The organism is Clostridium sp. UBA1652 (genome assembly GCF_002320975.1).
In the GTDB taxonomy this organism is placed as follows: Bacteria; Bacillota; Clostridia; order Clostridiales; family Clostridiaceae; genus Clostridium_T; species Clostridium_T intestinale.
Genome location: NZ_DCLI01000092.1, coordinates 241,589 through 267,252, shown reverse-complemented (window position 1 = coordinate 267,252; position 25,664 = coordinate 241,589). Strand labels below are relative to the sequence as shown.

Annotated in this window: 24 protein-coding genes and 1 riboswitch; of the genes, 22 read left to right on the top strand and 2 right to left on the bottom strand. The window is 31.8% G+C overall.

The genetic code is table 11. From position 1 onward, the window contains the following. Positions 1–80 precede the first annotated feature (80 nt). Both B3N22_RS21985 and B3N22_RS21980 read left to right on the top strand, forming a co-directional pair. Entirely contained in the window at positions 81–392 is a 312-nt protein-coding gene (locus B3N22_RS21985; RefSeq protein WP_238905335.1) for a PadR family transcriptional regulator, read from the top strand. Further along, complete coding sequence (locus B3N22_RS21980; RefSeq protein WP_286910588.1) at positions 389–970, top strand: hypothetical protein; 582 nt, start codon at positions 389–391, stop codon at positions 968–970. Before B3N22_RS21985 ends, B3N22_RS21980 begins: the two co-directional genes overlap by 4 nt. A 102-nt stretch (positions 971–1,072) precedes the next feature. On the opposite strand, the gene B3N22_RS21975 is transcribed toward B3N22_RS21980, so the two are convergent. Further along, positions 1,073–2,059: an oxidoreductase gene (locus tag B3N22_RS21975; protein WP_286910586.1), complete on the bottom strand. Its 987-nt coding sequence runs from the start codon at positions 2,057–2,059 to the stop codon at positions 1,073–1,075. A gap of 12 nt (positions 2,060–2,071) precedes the next feature. Then, the gene (locus B3N22_RS21970; RefSeq protein ID WP_286910584.1) at positions 2,072–3,133 is read right to left on the bottom strand and encodes a lactonase family protein; all 1,062 of its coding nucleotides are present in this window, start codon (positions 3,131–3,133) and stop codon (positions 2,072–2,074) included. A gap of 64 nt (positions 3,134–3,197) precedes the next feature. Here B3N22_RS21970 and B3N22_RS21965 point away from each other — a divergent pair, with 64 nt between their 5' ends. The 20 genes from B3N22_RS21965 to B3N22_RS21870 all read left to right on the top strand — a co-directional run bounded on the left by B3N22_RS21965 (position 3,198) and on the right by B3N22_RS21870 (position 25,651). After that, positions 3,198–3,908, top strand: a complete 711-nt coding sequence (locus tag B3N22_RS21965) for a Crp/Fnr family transcriptional regulator (RefSeq protein ID WP_286910582.1) — start codon at positions 3,198–3,200, stop codon at positions 3,906–3,908. A gap of 18 nt (positions 3,909–3,926) precedes the next feature. Next, positions 3,927–4,343 (top strand): hypothetical protein, encoded by a 417-nt coding sequence (locus B3N22_RS21960; protein ID WP_286910580.1) that lies wholly within the window; start codon positions 3,927–3,929, stop codon positions 4,341–4,343. Between the two features lie 359 nt (positions 4,344–4,702). Then, a complete protein-coding gene (ric, locus tag B3N22_RS21955; RefSeq protein ID WP_181601814.1) occupies positions 4,703–5,401 on the top strand; it encodes an iron-sulfur cluster repair di-iron protein in 699 nt (232 codons plus the stop codon). Between the two features lie 16 nt (positions 5,402–5,417). Next, the gene (locus B3N22_RS21950) at positions 5,418–6,173 is read left to right on the top strand and encodes a DUF438 domain-containing protein (protein ID WP_073020131.1); all 756 of its coding nucleotides are present in this window, start codon (positions 5,418–5,420) and stop codon (positions 6,171–6,173) included. Between the two features lie 48 nt (positions 6,174–6,221). Then, positions 6,222–6,339, top strand: a riboswitch (FMN riboswitch). Between the two features lie 193 nt (positions 6,340–6,532). Continuing rightward, on the top strand, positions 6,533–7,621 hold the full coding sequence (gene ribD / locus B3N22_RS21945; RefSeq protein WP_286910576.1) for a bifunctional diaminohydroxyphosphoribosylaminopyrimidine deaminase/5-amino-6-(5-phosphoribosylamino)uracil reductase RibD: 1,089 nt from the start codon (positions 6,533–6,535) through the stop codon (positions 7,619–7,621). Between the two features lie 4 nt (positions 7,622–7,625). Further along, positions 7,626–8,273: a riboflavin synthase gene (gene ribE / locus B3N22_RS21940; protein WP_286910574.1), complete on the top strand. Its 648-nt coding sequence runs from the start codon at positions 7,626–7,628 to the stop codon at positions 8,271–8,273. Between the two features lie 13 nt (positions 8,274–8,286). Continuing rightward, positions 8,287–9,486: a bifunctional 3,4-dihydroxy-2-butanone-4-phosphate synthase/GTP cyclohydrolase II gene (locus B3N22_RS21935; RefSeq protein WP_286910572.1), complete on the top strand. Its 1,200-nt coding sequence runs from the start codon at positions 8,287–8,289 to the stop codon at positions 9,484–9,486. A 19-nt stretch (positions 9,487–9,505) separates the two neighbouring features. Next, complete coding sequence (gene ribH / locus B3N22_RS21930) at positions 9,506–9,970, top strand: 6,7-dimethyl-8-ribityllumazine synthase (protein ID WP_286910570.1); 465 nt, start codon at positions 9,506–9,508, stop codon at positions 9,968–9,970. Positions 9,971–10,159: 189 nt separating this feature from the next. Further along, positions 10,160–10,864 (top strand): ABC transporter ATP-binding protein, encoded by a 705-nt coding sequence (locus tag B3N22_RS21925; protein WP_286910568.1) that lies wholly within the window; start codon positions 10,160–10,162, stop codon positions 10,862–10,864. Continuing rightward, the gene (locus B3N22_RS21920) at positions 10,858–13,302 is read left to right on the top strand and encodes an ABC transporter permease (protein WP_286910567.1); all 2,445 of its coding nucleotides are present in this window, start codon (positions 10,858–10,860) and stop codon (positions 13,300–13,302) included. Before B3N22_RS21925 ends, B3N22_RS21920 begins: the two co-directional genes overlap by 7 nt. Positions 13,303–13,492: 190 nt before the next feature. Further along, positions 13,493–13,582, top strand: a complete 90-nt coding sequence (gene kdpF / locus B3N22_RS21915; protein WP_286910564.1) for a K(+)-transporting ATPase subunit F — start codon at positions 13,493–13,495, stop codon at positions 13,580–13,582. Then, positions 13,579–15,267, top strand: coding sequence for a potassium-transporting ATPase subunit KdpA (gene kdpA / locus B3N22_RS21910; RefSeq protein ID WP_286910562.1), 1,689 nt, complete (start codon positions 13,579–13,581; stop codon positions 15,265–15,267). The genes kdpF and kdpA overlap by 4 nt, the downstream gene beginning before the upstream one ends. A gap of 11 nt (positions 15,268–15,278) precedes the next feature. Beyond that, the gene (gene kdpB, locus B3N22_RS21905) at positions 15,279–17,336 is read left to right on the top strand and encodes a potassium-transporting ATPase subunit KdpB (RefSeq protein ID WP_286910561.1); all 2,058 of its coding nucleotides are present in this window, start codon (positions 15,279–15,281) and stop codon (positions 17,334–17,336) included. Positions 17,337–17,358: 22 nt separating this feature from the next. Next, entirely contained in the window at positions 17,359–17,907 is a 549-nt protein-coding gene (gene kdpC / locus B3N22_RS21900; protein ID WP_414632254.1) for a K(+)-transporting ATPase subunit C, read from the top strand. Positions 17,908–17,935: 28 nt separating this feature from the next. After that, complete coding sequence (locus B3N22_RS21895; protein WP_286910559.1) at positions 17,936–20,620, top strand: sensor histidine kinase; 2,685 nt, start codon at positions 17,936–17,938, stop codon at positions 20,618–20,620. A 9-nt stretch (positions 20,621–20,629) separates the two neighbouring features. Further along, a complete protein-coding gene (locus tag B3N22_RS21890; RefSeq protein ID WP_286910558.1) occupies positions 20,630–21,331 on the top strand; it encodes a response regulator in 702 nt (233 codons plus the stop codon). A 137-nt stretch (positions 21,332–21,468) separates the two neighbouring features. Next, a complete protein-coding gene (locus B3N22_RS21885; protein WP_349676658.1) occupies positions 21,469–22,116 on the top strand; it encodes an HAD family hydrolase in 648 nt (215 codons plus the stop codon). A 119-nt stretch (positions 22,117–22,235) separates the two neighbouring features. Beyond that, a complete protein-coding gene (locus B3N22_RS21880; protein WP_286910556.1) occupies positions 22,236–23,336 on the top strand; it encodes a GerMN domain-containing protein in 1,101 nt (366 codons plus the stop codon). 133 nt (positions 23,337–23,469) lie between these two features. Next, positions 23,470–24,219, top strand: coding sequence for an alpha/beta hydrolase (locus B3N22_RS21875; RefSeq protein WP_286910553.1), 750 nt, complete (start codon positions 23,470–23,472; stop codon positions 24,217–24,219). Positions 24,220–24,232: 13 nt separating this feature from the next. Next, positions 24,233–25,651, top strand: a complete 1,419-nt coding sequence (locus B3N22_RS21870; RefSeq protein WP_286910551.1) for a glycosyltransferase family 39 protein — start codon at positions 24,233–24,235, stop codon at positions 25,649–25,651. Positions 25,652–25,664 lie beyond the last annotated feature (13 nt).

Sequence of the window (25,664 nt, the reverse complement as noted above, 5' to 3'; positions counted from 1 at the left end):
GATAATATTGACATAGAAATAATAAACTGATACTATTACGTTATACGATATAAAGTATAACGTAATAAGGCGGTGAGTTTATGAATTTAGAGGAAATGGGTAAGTTCAAGGATATTTCTTTATTAATACTAATTAGCCTAGCAGAAGAGGATAAGCATGGTTATGCCATTATGGAAGATCTAAAAAATAATTTCTCTATCGAGCTAGGGGCAGGGACATTATATGGAGCTATATCAAGATTAGAAAAAAATAATCTTATAAAGCCTGTGATAACCGAGGATAGGAAAATTCCTTATACAATAACAGAAGAAGGAAAGAGACTTTTAAGTTTTCAGCTAGAGCATATAAATAAGATAATATCTACTGGAAAAAGTAGATTGAGGTTAACATGAGGCTTATAGACCTCTTAATTCTTCTTTATCCTAAGGAATGGAGAGAGAGGTATGGAGAGGAGATTAAGGACGTAATTAAAGAGTCAGGAAATATAAATATAGCTCTAATATTTGATATATTAAAAAATGCTATAAGTACTCATCTTCATCCTGAATCTTATAAAAGGATTAATCCTCAAGGCAGACATCATGATTTAAAACTTAATATAAGAAAGTTAATAGCATCCTTTGGGTTAGGTTTTATATTAATGACCGTAGGAATATTAGTTGCAATGGGTATTTCATCAAGATATCCTTATAGGATACAAGATGTTCTTTTAATAGAAGGATTAATAGTAACTGTAATAGGCTTTTTCTTAGTTATGGGAGGTAACTCCTCAGGATTAGACATGACATCCTTAGGATTTCAAGGATCTCAATACTCATCCTATATGAACTTAAGAGCTACAGAAAAAGAACGAAGTACAACTAAATTTTATGAGAACTTTACTAAGCAGGGTATTATTAGTACTACCTTTAATGGACTAACTATTCCACTTGGAGGAATATTAATTGTAGTCATAAGTTATCTAATTTAAGTATTAGTTAACAGTTAATAGTTAAGAATGAAGAGTTAATGAAGAAATTCAGCAAGGCTGAATTTTAACCTAAACCATTAACTCTTCTCTATTCACTTTTAACTATTTTAATCTTTCAAATGCCTTTTTAGACCATTCAGAGTCTTTATATATAGCTCTTCCCACACCAATAAGATCAGCTTTCTCTTCTTGTAAAAGCTTCTCTGCTGCTTCAGGGGTAACTATACCACCTGTAAGAACTACTGGAATAGATAATGCTTCTTTAAGAGCTTCAGTAAGTGGCCAGAAATAACCTTCTTCATTAGCTCCAGGAACAACAAATCCTCTAACTCCACCTGAAACATCTAGAATGTTTATTCCTGCCTTTTCAAACTCAACTCCAGCTACTAAGCTGTCTTCAATAGTAACTCCACCTTCTGTATAGTCCGAAGCACCTAATCTTAATAATATAGGGAAGTTTTCCCCCACAGCTTTTCTAACAGCCTCAATAACTTCAAGATGAATTCTTATTCTATTTTTTACATCTCCACCATAAGAATCAGTTCTTTTATTAGTTAATGGTGTAAAGAATTGATGTAGTAAATATCCATGAGCTGCATGAATTTCTACCCCATCGAATCCAGCCGCTTTTACTCTAGAAGCAGCTTCTCCAAAAGCTTTAACTATACCTTTTATTTCATCTACAGAAAGCTCTTTAGCTACAACACCTTTAGAGTTAGCAACAGAAGAAGGCCCTACTGAAGGGAAGCCAGTAACTTCCTCTGAGGTTTGAATTCCTGCATGGTTAATCTGCATAACAGCCTTTGAACCATTTTTATGGATGATATCAGCTAAGGCTTTTAGTTTATCTATATCAACGCCTTCACTTACCGAAAGTTGATTTTTGTGAGCTTTTCCTTCAGGGTTAATATAGCTATGTTCTATTACAATTAGTCCTATATAACCTCCTTGAGATTTATCATCATAGTATTTTAATATATCTTCAGTAACATTTCCGTCCGGAGCTTTTCCAGTTGCCATAGGTGGCATAACTAATCTGCTGTTTAAATTTAAAGAACCTATTTGTATTGAGTTAAATAATTTTGACATATGATACCTCCATTAAAGAAATTTTATGCAAACACCACTTGGAACAGTGTATTCTTGATCAAGTTTAGTCATCTTTCCAGTATTTTTGTCTCTAGAGAACATAGTCATATTATCGCTGCCTTCATGGGGAACAATAATATAATTCCCTGTAGGATCTATGACGAAGTCTCTAGGGTATTTACCTTTAGTTTCTGTTATTTCTACTAAAGATAAAAGAGAAGTTTCAGAATCTACAGCAAACACAGCTATAGAATCATATCCACGATTGGAAGTATATAAAAATCTTCCGTCAGATGAAATATGTATAGCAGATGCTTTGCTTTTGCCATTAAGGTTTTCAGGTAAGGCAGATATCTTTTGAACAATTTCAAAAACATTATTAGAAGGATTATATTTTAGTACAAATACTTCAGAAGTTAGCTCGCTAAGTAAAAAAGCAAAGTTTTTATTAGGATGGAAGGTCATGTGTCTTGGACCAGATCCACCTTCAAACTTTACAGTAAGAGAAGAATCCTCAACAAGATTCCCATCTTTATAATCATAAACTACCATTTTATCAATACCTAAATCTATGGCAAGAAGTTTTTCTTCATTAGGAGTAAGACCTACAAAATGAGCATGAGCTTTCTCTTGTCTATCCTTGTTTGGACCAGTTCCTTCATGAAAAACTCTAGATGAAGGATCACATAAAGAACCATCCTCATTTAATGGATAACAGTTTATCTCACCAGTGTGATAATTTGCAGAAAATAAATAAGAATCATCTTTATTAGTAATTAGATGACAAGGTGAAGACCCAGGGAAAAGTTTATAGTTTAGAAGAGATAGGCTTAAATCATCTTTATTTATTAAATAAGCAGCAACTCCACCCATATCTCCATCTTTCATTACTGAATATAAATATTTTTTGTTTGATGATATAGCTATATAAGTTGGATTGCCAAGCTCTCCAGCTACATTTATATTATTTACTTCTCCTAAATTTGCATTAAAAGAAAAATTATAAATACCCTTGCTATCACCTTTAGTATATGTTCCTATAAATCCTTTTAAAATTTCCGTGTTTATTTCCATAGAAAATACCTCCCATAAAATATATAATCTAATTATATCATAGTAAAAATTTGAGGTGACTACAATGAGAGAATGTAATTGTGGAAATTGTAAAAATGAATTATGCGTAAGGAAGGTTCCTATATTTTCATTTCTTTCAGATGAGGAGCTACTTGCCATAAAAAATTTGACAGGACATAGAGAATATAAAAATGGTGAAGCTCTTTGTCATGAAGGGGAAAAATCAGAAACTTTATTTATAATAAATGACGGAAAAGTCAAACTTTCTAAAATAACTAAAGATGGTAAAGAGCAGATAATACATATTTTATCTAGTGGAGACTTCTTTGGTGAATTAAGCCTTTTTAATGAAGGAGAAACCCATAACTTCTCTGCATTTGCTATAAGTAAGGTGAAAATATGTACCTTAACTAAAGAAGATATGCACCAAATTATACTGAAGAATCCTGAGATTTCTTTAAAAATCCTTACTGAGGTTACAAAAAAACTAGCCCAGACAGAAAATCTAGCACAAACCTTAGCTACAAATGATGCTGAAATAAGAATAGCACACATGCTTTTGGAATTTTCTAAAGACTACGGAGTAAAAAAAGAAGACGGTATAGAAATAAAACTTCCGATAAATAGGGAAGAGATGGCAAACTATACAGGACTCACAAGAGAAACTATAAGTAGAAAGTTATCTAAGCTTGAGGAAATAGAGGTAATTAAGATGATTGGAAACAAAATAATCTTTATAAAAGATGAAGAAGGACTTAGGGATTACGTAGAATAATTATTAAGGAGGAGAACAGTGAAGAGAAGGTCTTATTTATTAATGGTTTTAATAATACCTTTAATTTTGACTTCATGTAAATCAGAAGAACCTAAATTATCTATAAGAACGGACATAAAAACCTACGTGTTAGAATTATCTTCAGTACAGGGAGTTACAATGACTCCAGAGCTAGAGATAAAAGAACAAACTAAAGATATAGAATACACTTGGAGCACCACAGAAGGTGGGTTTATAAATACAATAAAAAATGAATCTCAAAAGGAAATAACTAATACAGGTGAAGCTGTATTATGGAGTCCAACTTTAGATACAAAAAAAGAAAAATCAAGTTTAATTGAAGTTACTTTAAAAGCAAAGAAAAATGATAAAGTTATAGCTGAAAGTAAAATAACCATCGAAGAAACAAAGGGAGTATATAAGGTAATTGAATAGAATAAATTTTAAATTTAAGTAACCAGCAAAATTTGCTGGTTATTTTTTATGATTCTAATGAAACTCTTGAGAAGAAGAGTTTCTACACATCTATTCGGTAGACGCTCTTCTCAGCGTCAGTCTAATCATTTTTTTTGAGAGAAGCTAAAAGGAATTTAATGGAGCTGAGAGGAGCTCCTACAGGGCAGAAGTGTATAATTGCGCAATTGCGTAAAACATCAATTGCGCAATTGCGCAAAAGAGCAAAAGAATTTAAATTTTGTAGCTTTTTTAAAAGTGTGACTTGAATCATATTTTAATATTTTAATACAAGTTATTATTAGTTCATAGAAAACAAGAATTTTTGGAGGGTGTTAAAAATGAGTAGAGTTATAAATGCGAATCAAAAACTTGGAGAGGTTGTTTCAATATTTCCTGATTCTAGTAAGATATTTAACGAAGTAAAGATAGATTATTGCTGTGGAGGACATGATAGTTTAGGTGCTGCACTTAAAGATAAAGGATTAAATGTTGATTTGTTTGTTGACAAGTTAAATGATGAATATGAGAAATTTTTAGAAAGCAATAAAGAGTATAAGGATTGGAGAAAAGAAAAACCATTAGACCTAATAAAGCATATAGTAGACACGCATCATCAATATACTTATAGAGAAATAAAAGAGATTGATGGACTATTATTGAAAATTTTAAAAGTACACTTTAACCATAATGGAGAAGAACTTCTAAAACTTCATAAGCTATTTGGAAGTTTAAAAACTGAGCTAGAGGAACATTTAATTAAAGAGGAAGAAAACTTATTCCCACTTATGGAAGAGTATTTTTATAGTAAAGATGAAGTTAAAAAAGCAGAATTAATTAAGTATATTGAAGAAACAGAATCAGAACATGATGGAGCTGGGGACATTCTTAAGGAAATGGAAGAGCTTACAAGAGACTTTACTCCACCAGCAGGTGCTTGCACAACTTTTAAACTTGCATATCATAAGTTACATGAATTAGAAAAAAACTTATTTATGCATATCTACAAAGAAAACAGTGTCTTATTTGAAATGATTTAACTAGGAGGGTTTTGAGATGAATACAGAGAGGGTAGAAAATTTATCGCATATATTAAAGCGATTAAATACAGAGGGTGCCACAGAAGAAGTTAGAGGGGAAGCTTTAAAGATAGTAAAAGAAATCACTCCTATGGAATTATCTGTAGCAGAACAAAATTTAATAGAGGAAGGCATGAAACCTGAGGACCTAAGAGGACTATGTGAAATACACATGGAAGTGCTAAAGGATGAACTTGAGAAGTTAAAGACAAAAATATATCCAGGACACGTAGTTAATACTATGGTGGAAGAACATGATGTTATATTAGGCTTTTTAACAGAATTGGAAGAGTTAAATAAAGCCATACAAGGTTTTAAGGACTATGATTCTACTAAGGAAGAATTCGCTAAAATTATAACTTTAGCAGATAATATATTAGATGCAGAAAATCACCATCAAAGAGAAGAAAATGTTTTGTTTTTAGAGATGGAGAAGGAAGGCATAACTGGACCTACTAGAATTATGAAGATGGAACATGAGGATTTAAGAGCAAAAAAGAGAAGGTTAAAATCTTTAGGAGAAAATATAAAGTATATTAATTTTGAGGCATTTAAAGCAGATTTAGATGAAACAGCTAAATACATTATATTTAACTTAAGAGATCATATATTTAAAGAAAACTATATATTATATCCATCAGCTTTAGAAGCAATAAAAGATGAAGCAAGATGGACAAATATGAAGGAAAAGTGTGACGAAGTGGGATATTGTGGATTTACTCCTAACTTTTAAAAGGTTGACATGATAAAACTTTAACTATATAATTTACTCATAATTATATAAGGTCTTCAGGGCAGGGTGAAATTCCCTACCGGTGGTAAAGCCCACGAGCTATTTTTTAGCATGATTCGGTGAAATTCCGAGGCCGACAGTAAAGTCTGGATGGAAGAAGATGAGTAAAAGGTATTATTAAGCTTACTTAATAATATGGCTATTTCGCATTTATAAGCTCTGAAATTTTAGGATTTCAGAGCTTTTTTATTTGTTATAATAGGTTTTATTTACTTTTGGTTTATTGTGCCCTGAGCGTTTGCTTGGGGTATTTTTTATTTTAACGTACTTGCCTTGAGATTTTTGTTAGGAGGAATGTTATGGATGAAAAGTTTATGAAAAGAGCACTAGAGTTAGCTAAGGAAGGAGAAGGAAAGGTAAATCCTAATCCACTAGTTGGGGCATTAATAGTAAAGAACAACAAAATAATTGGAGAAGGATACCATGAGTTTTATGGTGGAGCTCATGCAGAAATAAATGCTATAAAAAATTCTAAGGAATCCTTAGGAGGAGCTACTATCTATGTCACCTTGGAGCCTTGTCATCACTATGGTAAAACACCGCCTTGTGTTGATTCCATTATAAAACATGGATTTTCTAAAGTTGTTATAGGACAAATAGATCCTAATCCATTAGTTGCAGGAAAAAGTATAGAAAAGTTAAAGAAAGCTGGAATAGAGGTTAAGGTTGGGGTTTTAGAAGAGGAATGCATAAAACTTAATGAGGTGTTTAATAAATACATTTTAAGTAATGAGCCTTACGTGCTACTTAAAGCAGCTATGAGTTTAGATGGAAAAATAGCCACAACTTCTGGGGAATCTATGTGGATAACTGGAGAAATCTCAAGAGAAAATGTGCATAAACTTAGAAATAAATATTCAGCCATTATGGTTGGAGTTAATACAGTTATTAAAGATAATCCTTCACTAACATGTAGAGTGCCTAATGGTAGAAATCCAATGAGAATAATAGTTGATAGTAAGCTTAGAATTCCACTAGACAGTAGGGTTTTAGATATTAGTAATGAATCCAGATGTCTGATAGCAACTACAGAAAAAGCTTCAAAAGATAAGATAAAACAATTAAAAGATAGAGGAATAGAGGTATTAATATTACAGGATAAAGATGAGCGAGTTGATATAAGGAAACTTATAGAAGAGCTTGGAAGATTAAAAATAGATGGTGTTTTGTTGGAGGGAGGAGGAACGTTAAACTTTTCTTTTCTAGAAGCAGGATTAGTAGACAAGGTAGAGTTTTATATAGCCCCTAAAATAATAGGTGGAGATAAGGCTAAAACACCGGTTGAAGGGGTTGGAATTGGAGTCTTAAGTGAAGCTTTTAATATTAAGAATATATCAACAAAGTTTTTAGGAGAAGATTTATTGATTGAGGGATATTTAAGGGGGTGAAGGTATGTTTACAGGAATAGTTGAAGAAATAGGAACTGTTGTAGATTTTGAAGCCTCACAGAATATTTTGAGAATAAAAGTACAAGCTTCTAAGGTTCTTGAGGAAACTTATTTAGGAGATAGTATTAGTACTAATGGGGTTTGCCTCACTGTTACAGATATAGGGAAAAATTATTTTTATGCAGATGTTATGGGGGAAACTGTTAGAAGAAGTAACTTAGGAACTCTTAAAAAAGGAGATAAAGTTAATCTTGAAAGAGCCATGGCTGCAAATAGCAGATTTGGAGGACACATAGTAAGTGGACATATAGATGGAAAAGGAAAGATAACATCCTATGAGAAAGAAGGAAATGCTGTTTGGATCACCATAGATACTGATAGAGAAATCTTGAAATATGTTGTTGAGAAAGGATCAATAGCAATAGATGGAATAAGTTTAACGGTAGCCTATGTTGATGATAGGAAGTTTAAGGTATCTATAATACCTCATACAAGTGAAGAAACTACTTTACTTAAAAAGAAAATAGGTGAAGAAGTAAATCTTGAGTGTGATGTTATAGGAAAGTATGTAGAAAAATTACTTGGATTTAATAAAAAGAATGATGAAAAGAAGTCTATAACCATGGATTTTCTAATAAATAACGGATTCTAAGGGAGGGTTAGATATGTACAAATTTAATACTATTGATGAAGCAATACAGGATATTAAAGATGGCAAGATAATAATAGTTGTTGATGATGAAGATAGGGAAAATGAAGGGGATTTACTTATGGCTGCTGAAAAAGTTGAAGGTGAGCATATTAATTTTATGGCAACCTTCGGCAAAGGACTTATATGTGTGCCAGCAGAAGAAGCTTTATTAAGAAAATTAGATATTAATGAGATGGTTGAAAAAAATACTGATAATCATGAAACTGCTTTTACTGTTTCTATTGACCATAAGGATACAACAACTGGTATTTCTGTATTTGAAAGAGCAGATACTATAAAACATTTATTAAATAAAGAATCAAAGGCAGAGGATTTTAGAAGACCCGGACATATATTTCCATTGATTTCGAAAAAGGGTGGAGTTCTAAAAAGAATAGGGCATACAGAGGCTGCGGTGGATTTAGCAAAGTTAGCAGGATTTAAAGGCGCTGGGGTTATATGTGAAATAATGAAGGATGACGGAACAATGGCAAGAATTCCAGACTTAATGGAATTCTCCTCAAAGCATAATCTAAAAATAATAACTATTGCTGATTTAGTAGAGTATAGAAGACATAGAGAACAACTTATAGATAAAGTAGTGGAAACCTCAATGCCTACAAAGTATGGAGATTTTAAGATAGTAGGATTTATAAATAAGTTAAACGGAGAACACCATGTAGCACTAGTTATGGGAGATGTAAAAGAAGGAGAGCCTGTTTTGGTTAGGGTTCATTCTGAATGTTTAACAGGAGATGCCTTAGGTTCAAAAAGATGTGACTGTGGAGAACAATACGATGCTGCAATGAAAAAAATAGCTGAGGAAGGTAAGGGAATTCTTCTTTACATGAGACAAGAAGGAAGAGGGATAGGACTTATCAATAAATTAAAAGCGTACAAGCTTCAAGATGAAGGATTAGATACAGTAGAGGCAAACTTAGCTTTAGGCTTTCCTGAAGATATGAGGGACTATGGCATAGGAGCTCAAATACTTAAAGAACTTGGAGCAACAAAGTTAAGATTAATGACTAACAACCCAAGGAAAATATCAGCACTTAACGGCTATGATTTAGAGGTAGTTGAGAGAGTACCAATTCAGATGAATCACAACGAAAGAAATAAACATTATTTAGAGACAAAAAAAGAAAAAATGGGACACTTATTAAATATTTAAATATAAGGAGAGAATAAAAATGATAAATTATGAAGGCAATTTAGTAGCAGAAGGATTAAAATTTAGTATAGTTGTAGGAAGATTTAATGAGTTTATAGTATCTAAACTTTTAGGTGGAGCTATAGATGGACTTAAAAGACATGGTGTAAAAGAGGAAGATATTGAAATAGCTTGGGTTCCAGGAGCTTTTGAAATACCATTAGTAGCTAAAAAGATGGTTGAAAAAAATAAATATGATGGAGTTATATGTTTAGGAGCTGTAATAAGAGGAGCTACACCACATTTTGATTATGTATGTGCAGAAACCTCTAAAGGAATAGCCAATGTTTCATTAAACTCAGGAATTCCTGTAATATTTGGAGTACTTACAACAGATAGTATAGAACAAGCTATAGAGAGAGCAGGAACTAAGGCTGGAAACAAGGGATATGATTCAGCAGTTTCAGCAATTGAGATGGCTAATTTATTAAAAGAAATATGTTAGAAATATCATAAGAACCGATGTAATAAATAATTAAGAGTATATGTTTTAATATGAGGGTTGGCTTTAAATAGCTGACCCTTTATTTTATTAAATTTGTATTAAATTAGCGGCTAATATATTTGCTTAAGAGTATAATATGAATAAAGTGATTACGTATTTATTAATATTTGTCTTATGGGAGGAGTAAAAGTGGAAAAATATATAGAACTAAAAGACGTTAAGAAAAGCTATAAAATGGGAGAAGTAGAGATAAAAGCAGTTGACGGTGTTAACTTTTCTATAGATAAAGGTGAATTTGTAATAGTTGTAGGGCCAAGTGGGGCAGGGAAGACAACAGTGCTTAATATTTTAGGTGGAATGGATTTCCCAACCAGTGGAGAAATAACTGTAGATGGCAGTGAAATAGAAAAATATAATTCTAGGCAGTTAACTACCTATAGAAGACATGATATAGGATTTGTGTTTCAATTTTATAACTTAGTTCAAAACCTTACAGCTATTGAAAATGTTGAATTAGCTTCTCAAATATGTAAAAACCCATTAAATCCAGAAAAAGTATTAGATCAAGTGGGCCTTAAGGAGAGAAAATTTAATTTTCCTGCTCAATTATCAGGTGGAGAGCAACAAAGAGTTGCTATAGCTAGAGCATTAGCTAAAAACCCAAAACTCTTGTTGTGTGATGAGCCAACAGGAGCGTTAGACTATAATACTGGGAAATCTATATTGAAACTTCTTCAAGATACTTGCAGACACCATGGAATGACTGTTATTGTTATTACTCATAATTCAGCTATTGCACCAATGGCTGATAAAGTAATAAAGGTGAGAAATGGGAAAGTTCATAGCGTAACAACAAATGACAATCCAATACCTGTAGAAAGGATTGAATGGTAAGAATGAAAAGAGCATATAGAAAAAATATATTAAAGGATATAACTACGAGTAAATCAAGATTTTTGTCTATATTCATTATTGTAGCTATAGGGGTGTCCTTTTTTGCAGGGGTTAGAGCAACTAGCCCTGACATGAAAATTACTGCAGATAAGTATTTAGATGATAGCAATGCATCAGATTTAGATATTTATTCGGCTACTGGTTTCAAGAAGTCTGACATAGAGAAAGTAGAAAATACAGATGGGGTTGAGAAGGTTTATGCAGGTTATACTTTTGATGCTTTAGCTGTTAATGGGGAAAGTGAAATACCTATAAAAGTACATTCCTTAAAGATAGGAGAGGAAACTGTAAATAATCCTATATTAGTAGATGGAAAACTTCCAGAGAATAATGAGGAAGCAGTAACAGAGAAAAGATTTCTTGAAAAAGAAGGTTTAAAAATAGGAAGTTCAATAGAACTTAAAACAAAAAATGAAGTTAAGAAATTTAAAATAGTAGGGACTGTTAATTCATCTTTGTATATGAATAAGAGTCAAAGGGGAAATAATTCTTTAGGAAATGGAACTACTCAAGCTTTTTTTCAGATTGGTGAAGAAGCAGCCTATGAATTAGCAATTCCTAAGATGCCTAACATTCCTGGATTAGAAGTAGAAAAAATATATAATGAACTATCAGTAATAGTTAAAGATGCTAAGGCTGAAAATTACTTTACTGATAAATATAATGATATAGTAAATCCTATAAAAGAAAAAATCAAGGATATAAATAAGGATTGGTATGTACTTGGACGAGATACCAATATAGGAATAAGAGGGTTTAGCGATGATTCAGAAAGAATAGGAGCAATAGGTAATGTATTCCCATTAATTTTCTTTTTAGTTGCAACCCTTGTCTGTTTAACTAGTATGACTAGAATGGTTGAGGAGCAAAGAACCCAGATAGGAACATTTAAGGCATTAGGTTATGGAAAGGGATCTATAATCTTTCATTATTTCATATATTCTTTTCTAGCAAGTATAGGAGGAAGTGTTTTAGGGGTATTAGTAGGCTTTAGACTTTTCCCTAATGTAATCTTTAATGCTTATAGAATTATGTATGAGATTCCTGATATTATATCACCTTTTAATGTAGAGTTAGCTGTTACTTCAACAATAGTTGCAGTTTTATGTACTACACTTGCGGCTATTTTTGCCTGTGCTAAGGAGCTAATAGCAGTTCCAGCAGTACTTATGAGACCTAGAACTCCTAAGGCTGGGAAGAGAATACTATTAGAGCGAGTAGGTTTTGTATGGGGAAGGATGTCTTTCACTAGCAAGGTTACAGCGAGAAATATACTTAGATATAAGAAGAGATTTTTTATGACAATAATAGGCATATCAGGATGTACTGCATTATTAGTCACAGGTTTTGGACTTAAAAATTCAATTATGTCAATAACAGATAAACAATTTAATGAGATATATAAATATGACATGATTGTTCAGCTAAAATCGGAGATTGAGGAAAGTAAATTTCTTGATTTTAAAGAAGACTTAAAGGATTATAAAACCTTAGATAATACTTTGATGATTTTCCAAAAGAATATTGAAACAACTAATGAGAATGATAGGGAAGTAGACAGTTATTTATTTATACCAGAAAACAAGAGTGAAATTAAGAACTTCATTAAGTTAGCTAATAATAATGAAGACATTGAACTTCCCTCAGATGGAGTAGTAATTACTGAAAAGCTCTCTAAACTTTTAGAGGTGTCTAAAGGGGATAATATTGAGATAAAGTTAAATGATAAAAAAGTTAAAGTAAAGATAAATGGAATTACGGAGCACTATGTCATGAACTATATATACATGTCTCCGGAATATTATAAGGAGCTATTTGATGTCCCAGTTAAATATAATGGATTTGTAGGAACCACTACAGATAAGAGTAAAGATGGAGAAGATTTTTTATCTAAAGACCTTATGAAGAATACTGATATAGCTTCTGTTAGCTTCATAACAAATACCAGTGAACATTTTAAGCAAACAATGGGAAGCATAGATAAAGTAGTGTTAGTTTTAATAGTATCCGCTGCTGCATTAGCATTTGTAGTTATGTATAATTTAACTAATATAAACATAAGTGAAAGAATAAGAGAATTAGCAACCATAAAGGTTTTAGGATTTTATGATAGTGAGGTAGCTGCTTATGTTTATAGAGAAAATGTAGTTTTATCTATAATAGGAACCATCTTAGGATTATTTTTAGGGATAGGGCTACATAGATATGTTGTAGTAACTGCAGAGATAGATATGGTAATGTTTGTCCGTACAATTAAAGCTATAGATTTTGTTTACTCAGCCATACTAACAATAGTATTTTCAGGACTAGTAAACATAGTAATGTACAGAAGGCTAAAGAAAATAGACATGGTGGAATCCTTAAAGAGTGCAGAATAATCTTAAGATAGATATAAATAAACTTACAAGATAAATGAAAGAGCTGTTTTTAACGGCTCTTTTTTATTTAAATATTTTTCTTAACGAAATCTTTATACCCATACAGATATTCTAAACACTAACTTTATGGATAGGAGCAGTATTATCTTATTACAAGATAGATAATGTAATTTTGTAAGGGGGAATTAAGTTGGAAGTAATATTAGGAGTTTCAGGAGTTTGTTCAGTTATTTTGCTTATTTATCTATTTTATGTATTGTTTAGAGGTGAAGAGTTATGAAGTATATAATTTTACAAGATTTATTTTATTTAATTGTTTTAGTTACTCTTTCTATTCCTTTAGGTATATATATCTATAAGGTTATGAGTGGCCAAAAGGTGTTTCTATCAAGATTGTTAGCACCTATTGAAACATTAATATATAGGTTTTTAGGTGTGAAAAAAGAGGAGGATATGACTGGAAAAAAATATGCAGTTTCAGTTATGAGCTTTAGTATTGTAGGAATACTTTTTGTTTTCATATTACAATTAATGCAAAATGTATTGCCTTTTAATACTGAAAATCTTAAGGGTACAAGTTGGCATCTTGCTTTTAATACTGCAGTTAGTTTTGTTACTAATACAAATTGGCAAGCTTACTCTGGGGAGTCAACATTGTCTTATTTAACACAGTTTTTAGGACTTACTGTTCAGAACTTTGTATCAGCAGCAACTGGTATAGCAGTAGTGTTTGCTTTAATAAGAGGTTTCATTATTAAAAAACAAAAAACTATAGGTAACTTTTGGGTAGACTTAACAAGGATAACTATATATGTATTGATACCTATTTCCTTTGTTGTTGCAGTTTTATTGGTATCACAGGGAGTTGTACAAACCTTTAATCCATACAAAGAAGTAACATCATTACAGGGAGGTATATCACAATTAATACCATTAGGACCAGCAGCCAGCCAAATAGCAATTAAGCAGCTTGGAACAAATGGAGGAGGATTCTTTGGAGTAAATTCAGCATTTCCTCTAGAAAATCCTACTGTAATATCTAATTTTATTCAATCTATATTAATACTATTGATTCCAGCAGCACTTTGTGTATCTTTTGGAAAAGCGGTTAAAGATATGAAACAAGGTAGGGCTATCTATATAGCTATGGGAGTGTTATTTGTTCTTGCGTTAGTAGGGGTTACATTAAGTGAACAATTCTTAGCGCCAACATTTAATGGAGTTATAAGTAGTGGGAATATGGAGGGTAAAGAAGTTATCCATGGAGTAGGGCAATCGGCACTTTGGGGAACTGCAACTACAGCAGCATCTAATGGGTCAGTAAATTCTATGCATGATAGCTTTACACCACTTGGTGGAATGATATTGATGTTTTTAATGCAACTAGGAGAAATAGTATTTGGTGGAGTTGGAAGCGGATTATATGGAATGTTGGCTTTTGTAATTCTAACTGTATTTATAGCAGGACTTATGGTTGGAAGAACTCCTGAATATCTAGGCAAAAAGGTGGAGCCTTTTGATATGAAAATGGTGTGTCTTATAGTTTTAGCACCACCATTATTAACTCTTCTTGGTACAGCTGCAGCTGTGGCTATGCCTAATGCAGGAGAGTGGCTCACAAACACAGGGGCTCATGGTTTCTCGGAGATACTTTATGCTTTTTCCTCTATGGGAAACAATAATGGTAGTGCATTTGGAGGATTTACTGCAGATACGGTGTTTACAAATGTGGTTGGTGGAGCGATTATGTTCTTGGTTAGATTCGTACCAATGGTAGCTACTATTTTCTTGGCTGAAAACTTAGCAAAGAAAAAGAGCGTTGCAACAAGCGAGGGGACTCTTTCAACTAGTAATACCATGTTTGTAGGGTTATTAATAGGTGTAATATTTATAATAGCTGCACTAAGTTTTTTACCAGCTTTAGCACTTGGTCCAATAGCAGACTATTTCACAACATTTAAATAGAGGTGAGAATTATGAAGGAAAAGAGTACAAATAAAGATATATTTAATGATTCATTAAAACAGTCATTTCTAAAGCTTTCACCTAAAATACAGGTTAAGAATCCTGTCATGCTGGTGGTTTATATAGGAGCAATATTTACAACAGTTTTATATTTTTTATCATTTACTGGAGTTAAAGACGAAAGTAGCGGATATACTCTTACTATATCTTTAATACTTTGGATTACTGTATTATTTGCAAATTTTGCAGAAGCAATAGCTGAAGGTAGAGGAAGAGCTCAAGCTGATAGTTTACGTAGCAGTAGAAAAGACGTAAAGGCAAAGAAACTAAAATCTAAAAATAACTTACAAGACTATACTGAAGTACTATCAAACACTTTAAAAAAGGGTGATATAGTTTTAGTAAAAGTCGGAGAGCAGATTTCTATGGATGGTGAGGTCATAGAAGGAGCAGCATCAGTAGATGAGAGTGCAATCACTGGAGAATCTGCACCAGTAATACGTGAATCAGGTGGAGATAGAAGTGCAGTTACAGGGGGGACTACCCTAGTATCAGACTGGTTAGTTATTAGAATTACTGCAGAACCAGGGCAAGGATTTTTGGATAAGATGATAGCTATGGTTGAAGGAGCATCTAGGAAGAAGACTCCTAATGAGATAGCTCTTCAGATCTTGCTTGTAACTTTAACAATAATATTCCTAGTAGTTACAGCAACCTTATTACCATTTTCAAGTTTTTCCAGTAAACAAGCAGGAGCTGGTGAGGCAATTTCTATTACTAATATAATTGCTTTACTTGTGTGTTTAGCACCAACAACTATAGGGGCGTTACTTTCTTCAATAGGTATAGCAGGTATGAGCAGACTTAATCAAGCTAATGTTTTAGCTATGAGCGGACGTGCTATAGAAGCGGCTGGAGATGTGGATGTGCTTTTATTAGACAAGACAGGAACAATAACATTAGGAAACAGGCAGGCTAGTGAGTTCTTGCCAGTACAGGGTGTTACAGAAGAGGAGTTAGCAGATGCAGCTCAATTATCTTCTATGGCAGATGAAACTGCAGAAGGAAGAAGCATAGTAGTTTTGGCTAAAGTGAGATTTGGAATTAGAGGAAGAGATATTTCAAGTATAAATGCGACCTTTATAGAATTCACAGCTAAAACTAGAATGAGTGGAATTGATTTTCAAGGGAATGATATTCGTAAAGGAGCTGCAGATGCGGTTAAGAAATATATATTGGAGAATGATGGAGATTATCCGGAAGAGTGCGATCAAATCGTTAAACGTGTTGCTGAGGCTGGAGGCACTCCGCTAGTAGTTGAAAAGAATAAAAAAGTTTTAGGGGTGGTGTATCTTAAAGATATAGTAAAGAATGGAGTTAAAGAACGTTTTGAAGATTTAAGAAAAATGGGAATAAAATCTATAATGATTACTGGAGATAATCCTATGACAGCGGCAGCAATTGCTGCTGAAGCTGGAGTAGATGATTTTTTAGCAGAAGCTACACCAGAGGCTAAGCTTAAACTTATTCGTGATTATCAGGCAAGTGGACATTTAGTTGCGATGACTGGAGATGGAACTAACGACGCGCCGGCTCTAGCACAAGCAGATGTAGCAGTTGCAATGAACACAGGAACTCAAGCAGCTAAAGAAGCTGGTAATATGGTGGATTTAGACTCTAGCCCTACTAAACTTATTGATATAGTTAGGATAGGAAAGCAGTTATTAATGACCAGAGGTGCTCTTACAACATTTAGTGTTGCAAATGATGTTGCAAAGTATTTTGCAATAATTCCAGTACTTTTCTTTGGTATTTATCCTCAGCTTACAGCACTTAATATGATGGGATTAACAAGTTCAAAAAGTGCCATATTATCAGCCATAATATATAATGCTTTGATAATAGTAGCGCTTATACCCTTATCTTTAAAAGGGGTAAAGTACGTTGAGCTGCCAGCTGGAAAGCTATTAAAGAAAAATATATTGATTTACGGACTAGGAGGAATAATTGCACCTTTTATTGCAATTAAATTTATTGATGTTATATTGACCGTATTAGGTCTTGCGTGAGGTGAGAAGTATGAGTAGTTTTATTAAGTCTTTAAAACCTGCATTTTTGTGTTTTGTTGCTATGACATTAATATGCGGAGTTATATATACAGGAGCTGTAACAGGGGTAGCAAAATTATTGTTTTCTAATAAGGCAAATGGAAGTATTATAACAGTTACTCTCAAGGATGGAACAAAGGTGGATTATGGATCAGAGTTAATAGCTCAAGAGTTTACAAGTGAAAAATATCTAATAGGAAGACCAAAGGGTAACACAAATCTTTCACCTACAAGTAAGGAGCAACAAAAGTTAGTAGAAGAAAGAGTAAAATGGTGGAGAGATTTTGATAGTAAAAATGAAGAAGATATTCCTATGGATTTAGTTACTTCATCAGGTAGTGGAGTAGATCCATATATATCTAAGGAAGCAGCAGAGTTTCAAGTTAAAAGAATAGCTGAAGCTAGAAATATGGATGAAAGCAGAGTTGAAGAGATTATAAGTAAGTATACAAAAGACAGGATTTTAGGTTTTATGGGGCAGCCTGGAGTAAATGTTTTAAAGGTTAACTTAGCTCTTGATAATCTCCTATAAATGGTATATTTTAAAGGTGGTGATGTAAATGATGGAAGAAAATAACCGCCCAGATCCTGAAATACTTTTAGAAGAAATTTTAACTAGTGAAAATAATAAAAAAGGTAAGCTTAAAATATTTTTTGGTTATGCAGCAGGCGTAGGTAAAACCTACGCTATGCTTGATGATGCACAAGAACAAATAAAGTGCGGAGTAGATGTGGTTGTAGGGTATGTAGAGCCTCATGCAAGACCTGAAACTATGGAATTACTAGAAGGATTACCTATATTGCCGTGTAAAAACATAGCTTATAAGAATATAAGTTTAAAAGAATTTGACTTAGATGGTGCTCTTAAAAGGAAACCAGAACTTATTCTAGTTGATGAGCTAGCTCATTCTAATGCTTTTGGGGTAAGAAATAAAAAAAGATATCAAGATATAGAAGAACTTTTAAATGCAGGAATAGATGTTTATACAACTGTTAATGTTCAGCATATAGAGAGTCTAAATGATGTAGTGAGAGATATAACTAAGGTTACTGTCCAAGAAACTGTTCCGGATTATTTTTTTGACCAGGCGCATAAAGTTAATCTTATAGATATTGATCCAGAAGAACTACTTACAAGATTTAAAGACGGAAAAATATACAAAGCTGATAGAGCTAAGAAAGCCATGTATAATTTTTTTACTAAAGAAAACTTAAGGCTTCTAAGAGAAATATCTATGAGAAAAGTAGCAGACAGAATAAGTAATGAAAATCAAGGGAAAAAAAGTATTTTGGAAAAGGTCTCAAATACCAAATTTCTTGTATGTATAAGCCCATCACCTTCATCTTCTAAATGCATTAGGTGGACAGCAAGAGCAGCTGAAGCATTTCATGCTCCATGGATAGCTGTTTATGTTGAAAATACAGATGAAGATAATTTGAATGATAGCCAAAAGAAAGACTTAATATCAAATGTAAGATTGGCAGAGAAGTTAGGAGCTGAAGTGGTTAATTTAAATGGATATGATATAGCTGCAGTCATAACAGAATACGCCAAACTTTCAGGCATAACAAACATAGTAATCGGTAAAAGTAGAAATAAAAAGACCTTAAGAAATTTATTTGATATGGACTTTGAAGATAAACTAATTTCATTTTTGCCCAATACTGAAGTGCACATTATACCAGGAAATACAGCAGGAAAGCCATTCAAAAAAAGTAGAAAGAAATATTGGGATAATAGATTATACTTTTCATGGAAGGATTCATTATTAACTTTAGGATTAATAATAATTGCTACATTTATTTCATTAGCTCTTAGAAAAATAGATATTGGGGACCAAAATATAATAATGGTATATATATTATTTGTTCTTATTATATCTCGTATAACAAGAGGGTATATGTATGGTGTGATGGCATCATTAATAAGCGTATTAACATTTAATTTCTTTTTCACTGTACCATTTTATACTTTTAATGCAATTCAAGCAGGATATCCAATAACATTTATTATAATGCTTATAGTAGCACTTATAACAAGTGCATTAACAGTAAGAATTAAAACCCAGGCAAGTCAAGCAGTTGCAAGAGAAAGACGTACAGAAGTACTATACGAAATAAATAAAAGACTTTTAGTGACAAGAGGGCTTAAGAATATAATAGAGTTAACAAATGAGTATATTACGAAACTATTTTCGAGATCAGTTATTTTCTACACAAATGATTTAGAAAATAAGTTTAATTATAGTTTTACTAAAGTAAGTAATATAGATGAAGATACTTTTATGATATCAGAAGACGAGAAGGCTGTAGCAAACTGGGTATTTGTAAATGGAAAGCGAGCTGGAGCAGGAACTGATACACTTATGGGAGCAGGAGCATTTTATATGCCTGTTGCTTCACAAAACAGAGTTTTAGGCGTAATTGGGATATCATGTAGAGAAGGTGTGTTAAGTCAAGATAATAGGCAGTTTCTACGTATGATAATATCTCAAGTTGCTATGGCTTTAGAAAGGCAGTATTTATCTGATGAGCAACGAAAGATACTAGTAGAATCAGAAAAAGAAAAGATGAGGAGTAATCTTCTTAGAGCTATAGCACATGATTTAAGAACTCCACTTACAGGGATTTTAGGTTCTAGTTCTGCAATACTAGAAAGTGGAGATGTTATAGATGAAAATACTAAAGAAAAATTATTGTATAACATAAAAGAGGATTCTCAGTGGCTTATAAGAATGGTAGAAAATCTTTTATCAGTTACAAGAATAAATGAAGGAACAATGAATGTAGCTAAGACTCCAGAAGCTGTAGAAGAAATAGTTGCTGAAGCTATAGCTCGTATCAGACAAAGATTTGTAGGTAGCTATATAGAAGTTAAAGTGCCAGATGAGCTTCTGTTAGTTCCAATGGACGGAACATTGATAGTACAGGTTCTTATTAATCTCTTAGATAATGCAATTAAACATACAATAAATAACGAAAAAATAGAAGTGATTGTTAAGAAAAAAGGAAATCTGGCTTTATTTGAAGTAATAGATAATGGAGTAGGAATATCTCAAGAGGATTTCCCTTATTTATTTGAGAGTTACGTTCCAAATGGTAAAAAAAGTTCGGATTCATCTAGGGGTATGGGAATAGGACTTTCTATATGTAAGTCCATAATTAAAGCTCATGGTGGAAAGATAGAAGCTGCCAATAAAAAGACAAACGGAGCAGTGTTTAGATTTACACTGCCATTAGAGTGAGGTGAAAGGATGGATAATAAGGCTTTAATCTTAATTATTGAAGATGATGAGGGAATAAGTAATTTTATGACAGCTATATTAAATTCTCATAATTATAGTGTTATAAAAGCAAGTAGGGGAAAAGAAGGTATATCTATGGTTACTTCACATGTTCCAGATTTAATTATTTTAGATTTAGGGCTTCCAGATATTGATGGAATAGACGTTCTTAAAAACATAAGAAGTTGGAGTAAGCTTCCTATAATAGTGGTATCTGCTAGAGGGCATGAAAGAGAAAAAGTTGAGGCACTTGATTTAGGAGCAGATGATTATATAACAAAACCTTTTGGAACATCTGAACTTTTAGCAAGAATAAGAACCGCTATGAGACATGTAGAGCACAGCAGAGATTCCTCCACCATAGAAAAAGAAAGCTTTGAAGTTGGAAATCTTCATATTAATTATGCTAAAAGACTTGTAACTGTATTTGATAAGGATGTGCATTTAACTCCTATAGAATATAAAATAGTAACTATTTTATCAAAAAATGCAGGGAAAGTACTCACTCATGATTTTATAATAAGGGAAATATGGGGACCATATACAAATGAAAATCAGACTCTTAGAGTTAATATGGCTAATATAAGAAGAAAGTTAGAGATAAATCCAGCTGAACCTAAATATATTTTAACAGAGGTTGGAGTTGGTTATAGAATGGTAGAAGATATATAATATTTTTATAGAGTTTCATATTATTTTGATCAGTTATATGAACCTGCTAACAATAATTTAAATAGAATGTCACAGTTTTGGGATTATAAAGGAAGACAAGTAGACCTAGGAGAAGGTAGTAGATAGGAGGAGAAAACTTGCAACAAATAGATAGTATTATTTTCGATTTAGACGGGACTTTATGGGATTCACTAGAAACCTGCCTAAAGGCATGGGAAAAAGCTTTAAATGATTTTGGGTATATTAAGGAACCTATAACAGCAGAGGATCTAAGAGGAGTATTTGGATTGCAACATGATTTGATAGGAGAAAAATTATTTCCTTATTTATCAAAAGAGCAGAGAGAAGAAGTCATAGAGTTATGTTATAAAGAGGAGATAAAATTAATAGCAAAACAAGGTGGGGCTTTATATGAGGATTTAGAAGAAACTTTAAATAAACTAAAAAGTGAATATAAGCTATTTATAGTTAGCAACTGCCAAGCTGGATATATAGAAGCTTTTCTTGAATATCATAACTTAAAGGATTTATTTTTAGATTTTGAGTGTTCAGGAGCTACAGGTAAATCTAAAGCTGAAAATATAAAATTAGTAATACAAAGAAACTCTTTAAACAATCCAGTTTACGTAGGAGATATCTTAGGAGATTATGAAGCTGCTGAAAAAAATAAAATCCCATTTATTTATGCCGAATATGGATTTGGAAATATAGAAAAAGTTGAATACAGAATAGAAAGTTTAAAAAGATTGCAGAATTTAAAAGAAGTATTGATAGGTCATAACTAGATAGTTATGACCTATTTTGGTGTAAATGATTACTAAGGAAATTTGACCAAAATCCCCCTATATATTAATATTATAGTATAGAGTAATTTACTATAAATTAAAGAAAAGAGGGATGAAAGATGAAAAAGATTATTTGTGCCATTATGTTATCTCTTTCTGTATTATTTATGTTTGGATGTAATAACATAAGTGCAGCTGATAAAGATAATAGTAGCAAAAATGACACTGTTAAACCTGATACTGAGAATCCCGATAATGAAGAAACAAAGGACAATGGGGGTACTGCTTATAGCATAAAGGATATCTATCCTTTTAATGATAATGTAGTATATGAGTATGCAGGAAGCGGAAATGAATATGCTAAATATACAGTATGGGTAGATTATATAGACAATAATAGAGCTCAAATCAGAAAAAATAATGGAGGGACAGAGCTTGTAACTGTATTAGAAAATAAAGATGGAGAGCTTAGATCAGTATTATCTCGAGAAGAAACTTATTTTAGAGAAAACTTTACAACAAAACAAGGCAAAGTAGAGGAGATTTTCTTAAAGGAACCTTTAGTTAAAGGGACCTCTTGGACAGCACCCGATGGAAGTAAAAGATATATATCTAATACAGAAGTTGAGATAACAACTAATGTAGGTAAATTTAAAACATTGGAAGTAACAACTGAAGGTAAAAACTATAAGAAGTTAGACTATTATGCAGCTAAAAATGGATTAGTTAAAACTGTATATACTTCACAAGGTTCAGAAGTAACTTCAACTTTAGATGAGATTAAAAAGGATACTCCATTAGTTCAAAATGTTAGAATATATTATCCTAGTGGAGATGAAATGAAGCTTTATTATGTGGAGAAACAATTAAGCTTTAAAACAAATGATATAACAAGATTAACTTTAGAGAAACTGTTTAAAGAAGTACCTAAAGACAATGTAGGCAGTTTACTAGGCCCAAATGTCAATATAAAGAGTTTATATTTAAATAATGGAGTTGTTTATGTTGATTTTTCAGAAAATCTTGTTAAAGAAATGAATGCAGGGTCAAGTTATGAACTAAATATACTTCAAGGGATAACAAATACTTTAGGCGCATATTATGGAGTAGATAAAGTTTATATAACAATAGAAGATAAACCTTACAGTTCAGGTCACATATTAATGAAAAATGGTGAAACTTTCAGTGTGAGCTTAGGTAATTCAGAGAAATTAAAATAATTAATATAGAGCCATCTCAAAAATAAATTGAGATGGTTCTTTTATAAATTGGAATTAAATTGAAATTAATATATAATGTATATATCAAATTAACATAATAACAGCAATAATTTAGGATAAGGGGGACTAGGTAGTGAAATATATTACTTCAAATGATGGAGCTAAAATAGCATATAGTATTTATGGAAATGGACCAGCTCTTGTTTTAGCTCATGGAATGGGTGCTAAAAAAGAAATGTGGAAGGAATATGGATGGGTAGATGTCTTACAGGATAAGTTTACTACTATTTGCATAGATCTAAGAGGTAATGGAGAAAGTGATAAATCATATGAACCAGAGTTTTACTCCTTACAAAATATTTTAAATGATATTAAATCTGTAGTTAGCCAGTGTGGATTTAGTGAATATAACTATTTTGGACATTCTTATGGAGCAACTATAGGACTACAACTTTGGAAATATGATAGTAATATAAGAAAGGTTATTTGTGGAGGGACTACATTTGGGGATGAGTTTTTTAAACAGGTAGTTCCTGAGTGGATTATAGAATATAAAGAATTATCCCATAAAAAAGAGAATAATGAGTTAGAAGATTTATCAGAAGATGATAGGGAATGGATTAAAAATACTGACATAAATTTAATACTTGCTCAACTTAAGGCTTGGAATAGTTGGACTAAGGTTGATCCAAATGAGGGAAAAACACCTCTGGCTATTTACTCAGGAAGTAATGATAATCCAAGAGTTTTAGAAAACCTAGAGAAAAATGAAAAAGCTATTAAAGAGAATAATATTAAATTTAAAATTTTTGATGGATTAGACCATAAGGATTTAGTTAGAAACATAGAAAAAGTATCTCCTTGGACTCTGAATTTTTTATAGGAGAAGATTTAAGATGAAGATAAAATCTATGGTAAGTAAATTAAACTTTTTATTTGCGATTTTGGGTATAATAATACTCCTAATATCAGGACATGCATATTACGAATTAACTAAAGAAAAGTTAAGCATTAATACAACAGTAATTATATTATTTATAACTTTAGCTTCTGTTATAACAGCTGTTAGAGTAAATAGAAAAAACACAAAATACTTTTTGATAGGTTTGTCAGTAATTTCATTAATTATATATGCACTTTGGAACTTGTATGCAAAGACTACTCCTATTAGTGATTACCAAATACTTTTGGAGGGTGCAAATAAGATTATAGATGGAACTTTTAAACAAGAAAGTTTCGATAAAACCAATTATTTTTATTTCTATAATTTTCAAATTGGATATACTTCCTATCTTGCATTAATAACCAAAATATTTGGAGACAAACTTATATTTTTTAAAATATTAGAATGGATATATCTAATAGTAACTTCCATAATGATTTATAAGATTTGCGAGGATAGGTATACAAAAGATATCGGAGCTATAGGGGCTACATTATATTCTTTATATATTCCTAATATAATGGGGTCTTCGGTTATAAACAACCAGCATATAAGTGGCGCATTAATGGTAACATCTTTATATTTTATTCTAAAAAATGATAAAAAGTCAGCAGCAATTGGAGGAGTATTTTTAGGATTAATGCAGATATTTAGGCCTATAGCTATAATTATTATCATTGGAGTGGCTATTACCTATGTATGCAAAGTATTTAGTAAAACTATGTATTTAGAAATACTAGGTATTTTGGTAACCTATATACTTTGTTTTACTATGGTGGTTAAATTAGTTGATTTTGCTTTTGTTAAGACAGAGATAGCACCAAAGGCTATAAGTCAAAGTAATGCAAAGTATTTTAAATTTGTATTAGGTCTTACAGATGAAGGCGTATATAAAATTCCTACAGAAAGTGCTAGGAAAACACAAGTTTACTTTGATTTAGAGAGATTAAATTTTGATTATGATGCTTATAATAAGGAATGTCTTAAGGTAATAAAAAATTCTATAACAAATTATAAAGAAACTTTTCCATTCATTAAAACTAAAATGTATGACTTCTTAGGAAAGAGGGACAATCAGTATTCTTTTTCTCTCTCTGAAGAAAAAATTACTGATAATACCTTTAGGCTTTCAGAAATAGGTAATCTACAATATTTATTTCTGATAATAGGTTCACTTGGAGCTCTATTAGGTAAATTTAAAAGAAATAATAAAGAAATAGATATTATATGTCTTTTATTTATTGGATTTACATTAGTGCATATTTTTATAGAAACTCAAACTAGATATAGATACGAGATGTATATATTATTAGCTATTTTGGCAGGTGAATTTATATCTAGGTTTATGAAGAAAACTAAATCTGTGTTGTAAGGAGAGAAAATTT

Bases quoted from the DNA above. Each gene is read 5' to 3' on its own strand.
- B3N22_RS21985 (WP_238905335.1), top strand. From the start codon at position 81: ATGAATTTAGAGGAAATGGGTAAGTTCAAGGATATTTCTTTATTAATA.
- B3N22_RS21980 (WP_286910588.1), top strand. From the start codon at position 389: ATGAGGCTTATAGACCTCTTAATTCTTCTTTATCCTAAGGAATGGAGA.
- B3N22_RS21975 (WP_286910586.1), bottom strand. From the start codon at position 2,059: ATGTCAAAATTATTTAACTCAATACAAATAGGTTCTTTAAATTTAAAC.
- B3N22_RS21970 (WP_286910584.1), bottom strand. From the start codon at position 3,133: ATGGAAATAAACACGGAAATTTTAAAAGGATTTATAGGAACATATACT.
- B3N22_RS21965 (WP_286910582.1), top strand. From the start codon at position 3,198: ATGAGAGAATGTAATTGTGGAAATTGTAAAAATGAATTATGCGTAAGG.
- ric (WP_181601814.1), top strand. From the start codon at position 4,703: ATGAGTAGAGTTATAAATGCGAATCAAAAACTTGGAGAGGTTGTTTCA.
- B3N22_RS21950 (WP_073020131.1), top strand. From the start codon at position 5,418: ATGAATACAGAGAGGGTAGAAAATTTATCGCATATATTAAAGCGATTA.
- ribD (WP_286910576.1), top strand. From the start codon at position 6,533: ATGGATGAAAAGTTTATGAAAAGAGCACTAGAGTTAGCTAAGGAAGGA.
- ribE (WP_286910574.1), top strand. From the start codon at position 7,626: ATGTTTACAGGAATAGTTGAAGAAATAGGAACTGTTGTAGATTTTGAA.
- B3N22_RS21935 (WP_286910572.1), top strand. From the start codon at position 8,287: ATGTACAAATTTAATACTATTGATGAAGCAATACAGGATATTAAAGAT.
- ribH (WP_286910570.1), top strand. From the start codon at position 9,506: ATGATAAATTATGAAGGCAATTTAGTAGCAGAAGGATTAAAATTTAGT.
- B3N22_RS21920 (WP_286910567.1), top strand. From the start codon at position 10,858: ATGGTAAGAATGAAAAGAGCATATAGAAAAAATATATTAAAGGATATA.
- kdpA (WP_286910562.1), top strand. From the start codon at position 13,579: ATGAAGTATATAATTTTACAAGATTTATTTTATTTAATTGTTTTAGTT.
- kdpB (WP_286910561.1), top strand. From the start codon at position 15,279: ATGAAGGAAAAGAGTACAAATAAAGATATATTTAATGATTCATTAAAA.
- B3N22_RS21895 (WP_286910559.1), top strand. From the start codon at position 17,936: ATGATGGAAGAAAATAACCGCCCAGATCCTGAAATACTTTTAGAAGAA.
- B3N22_RS21890 (WP_286910558.1), top strand. From the start codon at position 20,630: ATGGATAATAAGGCTTTAATCTTAATTATTGAAGATGATGAGGGAATA.
- B3N22_RS21880 (WP_286910556.1), top strand. From the start codon at position 22,236: ATGAAAAAGATTATTTGTGCCATTATGTTATCTCTTTCTGTATTATTT.
- B3N22_RS21870 (WP_286910551.1), top strand. From the start codon at position 24,233: ATGAAGATAAAATCTATGGTAAGTAAATTAAACTTTTTATTTGCGATT.